Raw genomic sequence first — 9,221 nt, forward strand, 5'->3', positions numbered from 1 at the left:
GAAAAAAATATTTGAAACGACGTTTTTGATTACAATCAGCCGTTTGTGGGAAAACAAATAAAGTGTAAAAATCCAGTGGACAGAGGTGGCATCATGAACAAGTCGTTTAAGCAAGGTCTCATCCTAGGCGGAGTCGTTACATTATCCGCATTAGCAATCAGACGGTATCAACAAACCGGATCAAAAGATCAAAGTATCAGTCATACTGCGGAACTGGACCAGCGTCCAAGCGTCGATGCAAAAACGGACGAAACCGAAGTGGGTCTGACGCAACTGGACTCGATTCAGCGTGCGGATTGGCAGGCAAATGGTTTTCCACAGACACATGCCGAGCTCGAGCGATTAGAAAAAGAAGAACACTAATAAAAAAACACGCTCTCATTTTTGGGAGCGTGCTTTCTATATGAAGTAAAAACTCAGGCACTTGTCGAAACGAGAGCTTGGATGCGCTCACTATGTGCTGTGTACGAAGATAGATGTTCGAATTGATGCAGGGTAAGCGTCGTCATTCGACTGTGCCCCGTGCTTGATTCAAGCAGTAGATAGGCTTCATTTTGGTCCTGACCACCACCGTCAAAGCGGATTGTCGCTGTAATCGTCCGTCCGTCGTTCGTTTGCATATAGATATCGTAACCACCAAAATCAACGCGGGTAAAACGATTGGCTTCGCTTACGATTCGTTTAAAGGTTTCTATCAATGAATAAGACATGCAAGTTCCTCCTTATGTGAAAAGACCATGTGACCTGACATTCAATCACCAATCGGTATCGAATATTACTTTTCCCATTAAATAGAAGAATTAAACCTTTAAAAAGAATCTTTTTTTAGGGTTGTTATGAAACGCGTTTCATACGGTATCGTAAAGTGAAACAGCGCGTAACCGGATCATAATTACGGGCGTCAGCTGAAAGCAGGGTCAAAAGGAGCGGAAAAGCTCCTTTTTTTTGTACAAAAAAAGACAAAGTCTGAATGAAGACTTTGCCTTTAAGAAGAACAGATTAGAGTTCGACGTTATGGTAGACTTGCTGCACATCTTCCAAATCTTCCAACGCATCAATCATTTTTTCGAATTGTTGGACGTCTTCCTCAGATAACGTCACTTCGTTTTGAGCGAGCATGACCAGCTCGGCAACTGAAAAATCAGTAATGCCGGCTTCTTTTAACGTTTCCTGAACGGCATGGAACTGCTCCGGCTCAGCATAGATGATGACCGATTCTTCTTCTTCCAAGATGTCACGGACATCCAAATCGGCTTCCATCATCAGTTCGAGGATGTCATCGGCCGTTTTCCCCTCAAACGCAAAAATGGCCGTTGCATCAAACATATAGGCGACAGAACCGCTGACTCCCATGTTTCCTCCGTTTTTCCCAAATGCGGCACGCACGTCAGAAGCCGTCCGGTTGACGTTGTTCGTCAACGTCTCGACGATGACCATCGAACCGCTTGGTCCAAATCCTTCGTACCGTAAGACGTCAAAGTTTTCTTCAGCGCCACCTTTTGCTTTTTCAATCGCCCGATCGACGATTGCCCGGGGAACACTGTACGTTTTTGCACGTTCCAAGACAACTTTTAATGCCTGATTTGATTCAGGATCCGGTTCGCCTTGTTTCGCGGCAACATAAATCTCCCGTCCGAATTTCGCATACACCCGGCTTGTATTTTTGTCTTTCGACGCCTTTTTCTCTTTGATGTTATTCCATTTACGACCCATCAGAATCCACTCGCTTTCACATGACTTCGATTTAGTAGAAACCCGTCGGTTCCCTCTGCCTGTCTAGTATACCTCATCCGCCATCGATTTCTGAACTGAAATGATAGGACTTGACTGAATTTTGAACGGGAACGTTTACAACGAGTGGAAATTCGGGAAGTATCAGTAGATGAATAAATTCAGCATGTGGAAGGATGAACGATTATGAACAAAGCAGCAGTGTTCCATCGCGCCTTATCTCCGTACGTCTATAAATATGACGAAGAGACGGTGCATATCCGCTTAATGTCGGCGAAAGGGGATCTCGATCGTGTCGAACTCGTACACGGGGATCCATATGAATGGGATGCTGAGCGAGAAGAGGATCGGGACTGGAACTTCGATCCGGACAAAGAAAAATTTTGGAAAACCGCGACAACACCAATGACCTATTCAGGATCGGATGCGACCCATGATTATTGGTTCGTCGCCATTCGACCGGCTAAAAAACGTGTCCGTTACGGATTCAGAGTCTATGCCGGTGACACATCCGCCGTCTACACAGAACGAGGATGGTATGACGAGGTGCCGCTTGATCATCCGGGCTATTACTTTGCCGTTCCTTACATGAACGCTGTGGACGTATTTGATGCTCCGGCATGGGTCAAGGATACGGTCTGGTATCAAATTTTCCCGGATCGGTTCGCAAACGGCGACCCGACGAATGACCGGGCGGGGACGATTGCCTGGGGAGCGGAAGCACCCGCGTTCGACAATCATTTTGGCGGCGATTTCCAAGGGGTGATTGATCGGATTGATTACTTAAAAGCACTGGGCATCACAGGGATTTATTTTTGTCCGATCTTTGTTGCACCTTCCAATCATAAGTACGATACGCTGGATTACTTGCAATTGGATCCAAGTTTCGGGACAGAAGAGACCTTCCGGGAAATGGTCCAGTTGCTCCACGATAATGGCATCCGGATTTTACTCGATGCCGTCTTTAACCATGTCAGTGTGGAGCATCCGGCCTTCCAAGATGTGATGACAAACGGAAGAGAATCAAAGTATGCCAATTGGTTCATGATTGATGAGTTCCCGGTTCAAACGACACCGGCACCGAACTACGAAGTATTTGCGTTCGAAGCGAACATGCCGAAACTCAATACAGCCCATCCGGACGTCAAAGACTATCTATTGAAGGTCGGAAGATACTGGGTCGAAGAGTTTCAGGTCGATGGTTGGCGGCTTGACGTGGCGAGTGAGGTCGATCATGCCTTTTGGCGTGAGTTTCGGACGGAAGTCCGTGCTGCCAATCCGGAAGCGTACATCGTCGGCGAATGCTGGACGGACTCTCAGGAATGGTTGCTCGGTGATCAGTTTGATGCGGTCATGAACTATGGACTGACCGAAGCCTTTTTGACGTTTTTTGCGACCAACGAGAGCACGGCATCCGCGTTCAGTCATGCGATTGTCCGAAACTTGAACAGTAACTCCATGAATGTCAACGAAGTGATGTTCAATTTGGTGGATTCGCACGATACACCACGTGCCTTGACACGAGCGAATGGGGACCGGGAACGGATGAAATTGTTGATGTTATCTCTGTTGACGTTCACAGGGAGTCCTGTCATCTACTATGGGGACGAGATCGGTCTGACGGGTGGTCAGGATCCGGATAACCGGAAATGTATGGTCTGGGATTCAGCGGAGCAGGACACTGAGCTTCTCGACTATATCAAACAGTTGATTGCCCTGCGTAAACAACACACTGGTCTTGCCAACGCATCAAGTTATCAATTTGAACAAGTGAATGATGAGACCGGCAGCTTTGTAATTCGTCGCGAGACGAACGAAACGACCTATTTGATCGTGTTCAACAATGGACCGGAAGACATCCAAATCGATCTGGCAGAACCGACGATCGATTTATTGGAGAAGAGGCACTATCCGCAAACCGTTGACGTGCCGGCTGTATCCGGTAAGATTTTGCAAGTGATCGGCGTCTAAACAAACAGCCGCTTCCAGGAAATTTTTCCGGAAGCGGCTGTTGTTTTAGGTAAATCAAGTATCAGAAAAAGGGATGGATGAGCAGACCGCTTCTCAACTTCGGTTCAAACCAGGTCGATTTCGGGGGCATGACGTCCCCGGCGTCAGCCACTTCCATCAACTCGGTCAATCCGGTTGGATGCAGATGGAAAGCCACTGCCATCGTTCCTTGATCGACGAGCTGTTCAAGTCCGGCGTATCCTTTGACGCCACCAACGAATTGAATCCGTGAATCGGTCCGTGGATCCTCGATGCCGAGGAAAGGTGTCAACAGTTCATCCTGGAGAATCGCGACATCCAGATTGTCTTTGACGGATGGACGATCCTGCTCATAATCGAGCGTGTACCATTCTTGTTTTAAGTACATTTCAAACCGGTGTTTTTGCGTTTCCGGTGCTCGCCCGCGTGTAATCGTGAAGCGACTGCTGATTCGTGTCAGTAATTCCTCAACCGACTGACCGTATAAATCCTCGACGACACGATGATAACCTTGAATGTTTAATTGGTCACGCGAAAAGGAAACGGCGAGGAACAAACCGGCATCGTCGTGATCGTTCAACCGGGCGACTTGCGAGGCAGCTTCTGCCCGGTGATGACCGTCCGCGATGTACAGATGATCATGACGGGCAAATTGACTGCCGATTGTCATCATCGCTTCTCGATCGGTTACCTTAAAAATCGTGTGTTCGATTCCATCTTCTGCCGTGAATTGATAGAGTGGCGGCTGTTTGTCCTGTTCTGCCACGATCCGGTCCAGTTCGGCGTCCGGGTGGTGTGCAAGCAGAATCGGTCCTGTATGAGCCGCGAGTGCCTGCACATGACGGACGCGGTCCCGTTCTTTGTCCGGGCGTGTGAACTCGTGTTTGCGGATGATGCCTTGATCATAGTCGGAAACAGACACACAACCAACGAAACCGGTTTGTGTGTGGATCCCATCGCTCAACCGGTAAAGGTAATAACTCTCGACATCATCCAGAGTCAGGATATGCCGTTCGACGGCTTCTTTAAAATGAAGTGCCGCTTGTTGGTACACCCGGGGATCATGGTCGTCAATCAAGTCCGGTAAGGTGACCTCGGCTTTATCGATCCGTAAAAAAGATAACGGACGCCGCCGGACTTCCGCCCGACCTTCCGCCCGATTGAAGACGTCGTAAGGGAGTGAGGAAAAAGCTTCTGCATATTTGGAATCTGGACGCAAAGCATGGAAAGGTTCAAAAGTAGGCATAATCAACGCTCCTTATAATAGTCGTGTTTTTAAGACACCAGGAATCAAGCTCAGCTGGTGCAGGGAAATGGCTTCATCCAGATGGTTGTCAATATCGATGATTGTGTAAGCGATCCCATCCTTGCTACCGTTGATCATATTGGCGATGTTGATTTGTTCAGAAGCGAGGACAGAAGCGATTTGACCGACCATGTTCGGAATGTTCTGATGGGCAATCGTGATTCGTCGTTTGCCGGAGTAAGGCAGTTCAACCGCCGGGAAATTAACGGCATTCCGGATGTTTCCGGTTTCGAGAAACAGTTTTAATTGATCGACTGCCATGACGGCACAATTTTCTTCTGCCTCGGCAGTGGACGCGCCGATATGCGGCAACGGAATCACTCGCGGCAAGGAAAGAATGAAGGCGTTCGGAAAATCCGTCACATAGTTGGCCAATCGACCGGATTTTAAGACCGTTGCCAAAGCGTGTTCATCAATCAATTCACCGCGTGAAAAATTAAGTAAGGTCGCTCCTTGCTTCACCTTTGCGAGCAACCGTTCATCAAGCAGATGTTGCGTCGCATCAATCAAAGGTAAATGTAGGGTAATATAATCACTTGTTGCCAGCAACTCCTCAAGATTCGTCACACGTTGGACTTGATTGGAGACGCGCCAGGCGGATTCGACGGACATGTGCGGATCGTAACCGGAAACCGTCATGCCAAGCTCATGTAATGTATTGGCTAAACTGGCACCAATCGCACCGAGACCAACGATGCCAATCCGTTTACCGAGTAATTCAGTTCCGGCAAACTGTTTTTTGTTGGCTTCGACCCGTTCCGGGATATCATGTCCCCGAAGATTGTTTGTCCATAAAATGCTCGGAATCAGTTTCCGGGCACTCAAGAACAAACTGGCGATGACAAGCTCTTTGACGGCATTGGCATTTGCTCCCGGTGTCGAGAAGACAGGAATTCCCCGGTTGGCCAATTGGTCGAGCGGAATGTTGTTGACGCCGACTCCTGCCCGAGCGACTGCTTTTAAGGACTCCTTGAACTTCATTCCGTGCAAGTCCTTGCTTCGGACAAGAAATGCGTCTGGTTCTTCGACGTCACGTTGGACGAGATAACCATCGTTAAATCGTTTAAGCCCCTTTTCAGATACGTCATTCCAAAGTTGTACGTGGTACATTTAGCGTTCCCCCTGTTCAAATCGGTGTAGTACGGATAGAAGAGCATCGACTCCGGAATTCGGCATTGCATTGTAAAGACTGGCACGCATCCCACCGACGGATCGGTGCCCCTTTAGATTGACCAGCTGATTCCGTTCTGCAAATTTTAGGAATTGTGTGTCTAAGTCCACTTGACCTGTCGAGAAGGGGATGTTCATTCGGCTACGGTCGCTGATTGCGACAGCATTCGAGAACAAGGTCGATTGGTCCAAATATGTATAAAGCGCAGCAGCCTGTTGGCGGTTGCGCTGAACAACCGTCTCAAACCCTTGCTCTTTGATCCATTCCAGGACAAGTTTTGTCAAATAGATACTATACGTTGGTGGTGTATTGTAAAGCGAGTGATGTTTCGCGTGTGTATCATAACGTAAGTACGAGCCGGACGATTGGGGTGTCCGCTGAAGCAGTTCGTCTTTGATGATGACGAGCGTCATTCCTGCCGAACCAAGATTTTTTTGAGCGCCGGCATAAATGACATCGAACTGCCGGATATCGATGGGTTCAGACAAAATAGAAGACGAAAAGTCAGCGACCAGAGGGACACCAACTTGTGGGGCTTTTGTATACGTGGTTCCTTCCAATGTATTGTTCCACGTGATGTGAAGATAGTCGGCGTCAGAAGTGACAGCTTCAACTGGAATCGATCGATAGCCATCCGATGCCGATGAAGCGAGGATTCGTGTCGTTGCATAAGCCTGTGCGTCTTTGATCGCCTTTTGTGACCAACTACCGGTATCAATGAAGTCGACCATCTGGCGATTTGTCGCCAAATTAAGCGGCAACATCGAAAACTGGAGCGTTGCACCACCTTGCAAAAAAAGAACGCGATACTCGTCCGGTATATCCATCAGTTCGCGGAGCAACGATTCCGTTTCGTGGAGGATTGTTTCAAACAAATCGGACCGGTGACTCAGCTCCAGGACGGATTGTCCAGAACCTTGATAATTCAACAGTTCAGATTGGGCTTTTAGTAAGACCGGAACCGGTAACACCGCTGGACCAGCGGAAAAGTTAAAAACAGTCATGTCATTCCTCCTACGATAATTTTCAGAAAATATTTACAACTAAAGTGTAACGGAATGAAAACAGTTAATCAAATGTCTTTTTGGAATTGAACTACCTCCACCTACGCTTCACTTAGAGGTGAAGGATTCCTGAGTGATCCGACCTAACGGTCGAAACCTGATCAGGCTAACCCCGTCGTTCCGACGGTTGAAGAAGCTAAGATACGTTCGGCTTCTTGTTTGAGATTCAGTCCCGCATTCACATCTCGATCGTGATGGATGCCGCAACTCGGGCATGTCCATTCACGCAAGCTGAGATGTTTCACGTCTTTGTGTTGATGACCGCAACTGGAGCACAGTTGACTGGAAGCAAAGGTCTTGCCGATCTTCACGACAATCTTCCCGTACCATCCTGCCTTGTACTCCAGCATGCGGAAGAATGCCGACCAGCTGACGTCCGAGATGGCCTTGCTTAACTTGCGATTCTTCTGCATGTTCTTCACCTGCAAGGTCTCGATCCCGATGACGTCGTGGTTTTGGACGATCTCGGTCGATACCTTCTGCAGGAAGTCGGTGCGCTTGTTGGCGATCTTCTCGTGGATGCGGGCGACCTTCCGCTTCTGCTTCTGATAGTTCCTCGGCTCGGAAAGCGGGACTTTCTTGTTCAAAGCGATGCGCTGACGGCGGGAGAGCTTACGCTGTTCGCGCGCCAGTTTCTTCTCAAGCGAACGAAAGTAACGATCGTTTTGGTAGACGGTGCCGTCCGACAGGATGGCGAAGTTCTTGAGTCCGACGTCGACGCCGACGGATGAACCGGTCTTCGGCAGTTCGTGGATCTCCTGCTCGACGAGCAGGGAGACGAAGTATTTGCCTGAAGATGTGCGTCGGATCGTGGCGTTCAAGATACGGCCTGTGAATTGTTTCGAATGGGCGAAACGTACCCATTTCAGCTTCGGAAGTTTGAGCTTTTTTCCGACAATCGAGACTTCAGGAAGCTGGTTTCTGCCTTGGATGTTGGTCTTGTACGACTGGACGGGATGGCGCTTCGACTTGAATCGAGGGCGTTCGTTCTGCTTCTTGAAGAAGCGATCAAATGCATCGGCAAGGTGTTTGACGCTGATCTGAACAGAGGTACTATCGACTTCCTTCAACCAGTCGAACTCCTGCTTCAACACAGGAAGTTCTTTAGAACAAGAACCATAGGACAGTCCTTTTCCAGTGGTCTTGTACGTTTCATCCCACTTCGCCAAGAAATGGTTGAAGACGAAGCGCGAACACCTAATCGTCTTCGCAATCAGGATTTCCTGCTCTTTTGTCGGATAGATTCTGAATTTGTAGGCCTTGTGTTTCAACACCATTTTTCACCTCCTTCAAAGGGAATATACCCGAAAAGCAGGTTGGCGATTCATCTCCCACTTTCACTTCGTTTAGAAGTGGGCGTATTCTCGCCTAATTTTGATAAACAGGAGGGAGGTCATGCAGGTTGTGAGGAGGGGAGAAGGCCAGAAATCAGCAAACCGCTTTTTCGACAAAACAAACAGACGGATTTTACATCCACCTGTTTGTTTTAATCGTAAGAGATTATTTAATCATCAGATTTAGGAAGGGTCGAGTGGCGTCAGTTGAGTAAAATGCCATTTCCAGCCATCGGGTGTCCAATGGTACAAGGAAACACTTCGAAATCGACCAACGTAAGAGGTTTGACCATAAGAAAAAGTATCCTCTAATAGTTCTTGTACGAGTGCGGTCGTCTCAAACACTTCGACTACGACCGATTCATTCGTCTGATTGATCCATTTGATTTGATCCAAATCCACGTAATGATCAAGATACGTCTCAGCATCAAATTGACGTCCCTGTCCATCAATAAAAGAAAAATCGTCCGATAACAGTTGGTGCATCGCTTCCCGATCTCCCTGCATCAAATAAGTATGCCGATTTGTGAGGAGGGTTTGAAGTTGAGTATGTTTAGCTGACGGTTCCATAAAAATCATCCTTTCGGTCTTGAAGTGAGTGAGTTGATCCAAACACAATGAAACAA

Annotated in this window: 9 protein-coding genes; 2 read left to right on the forward strand and 7 right to left on the reverse strand. The window is 48.0% G+C overall.

Annotation, left to right across the window (positions count from 1 at the left end):
- The first annotated feature begins 93 nt into the window (after nt 1-93).
- The gene (locus tag P397_RS0108035) at nt 94-363 is read left to right on the forward strand and encodes a hypothetical protein (RefSeq protein WP_028106122.1); all 270 of its coding nucleotides are present in this window, start codon (nt 94-96) and stop codon (nt 361-363) included.
- A gap of 53 nt (nt 364-416) precedes the next feature.
- Here P397_RS0108035 and P397_RS0108040 read toward each other — a convergent pair whose 3' ends face one another.
- Together P397_RS0108040 and P397_RS0108045 are read right to left on the reverse strand one after the other, a co-directional pair.
- Complete coding sequence (locus P397_RS0108040; RefSeq protein WP_026832797.1) at nt 417-710, reverse strand: hypothetical protein; 294 nt, start codon at nt 708-710, stop codon at nt 417-419.
- 289 nt (nt 711-999) lie between these two features.
- Entirely contained in the window at nt 1,000-1,713 is a 714-nt protein-coding gene (locus P397_RS0108045; RefSeq protein WP_026832798.1) for a YebC/PmpR family DNA-binding transcriptional regulator, read from the reverse strand.
- A 204-nt stretch (nt 1,714-1,917) separates the two neighbouring features.
- Here P397_RS0108045 and P397_RS0108050 point away from each other — a divergent pair, with 204 nt between their 5' ends.
- Complete coding sequence (locus P397_RS0108050) at nt 1,918-3,702, forward strand: alpha amylase N-terminal ig-like domain-containing protein (protein ID WP_028106123.1); 1,785 nt, start codon at nt 1,918-1,920, stop codon at nt 3,700-3,702.
- A 61-nt stretch (nt 3,703-3,763) separates the two neighbouring features.
- On the opposite strand, the gene P397_RS0108055 is transcribed toward P397_RS0108050, so the two are convergent.
- From P397_RS0108055 to P397_RS17175, 5 genes are all read right to left on the reverse strand, one after another.
- Complete coding sequence (locus tag P397_RS0108055) at nt 3,764-4,966, reverse strand: DUF1015 domain-containing protein (protein ID WP_028106124.1); 1,203 nt, start codon at nt 4,964-4,966, stop codon at nt 3,764-3,766.
- 12 nt (nt 4,967-4,978) lie between these two features.
- Nucleotides 4,979-6,136 (reverse strand): phosphoglycerate dehydrogenase, encoded by a 1,158-nt coding sequence (locus tag P397_RS0108060; RefSeq protein WP_028106125.1) that lies wholly within the window; start codon nt 6,134-6,136, stop codon nt 4,979-4,981.
- On the reverse strand, nt 6,137-7,201 hold the full coding sequence (serC, locus tag P397_RS0108065; RefSeq protein ID WP_028106126.1) for a 3-phosphoserine/phosphohydroxythreonine transaminase: 1,065 nt from the start codon (nt 7,199-7,201) through the stop codon (nt 6,137-6,139).
- A gap of 161 nt (nt 7,202-7,362) precedes the next feature.
- Nucleotides 7,363-8,535: an IS200/IS605 family element RNA-guided endonuclease TnpB gene (gene tnpB, locus P397_RS0108070; RefSeq protein ID WP_028106127.1), complete on the reverse strand. Its 1,173-nt coding sequence runs from the start codon at nt 8,533-8,535 to the stop codon at nt 7,363-7,365.
- 243 nt (nt 8,536-8,778) lie between these two features.
- Entirely contained in the window at nt 8,779-9,165 is a 387-nt protein-coding gene (locus tag P397_RS17175; protein WP_051523918.1) for a nuclear transport factor 2 family protein, read from the reverse strand.
- Nucleotides 9,166-9,221 lie beyond the last annotated feature (56 nt).

Source organism: Exiguobacterium undae DSM 14481 (assembly GCF_000620805.1).
Lineage (GTDB): Bacteria > Bacillota > Bacilli > Exiguobacteriales > Exiguobacteriaceae > Exiguobacterium_A > Exiguobacterium_A undae.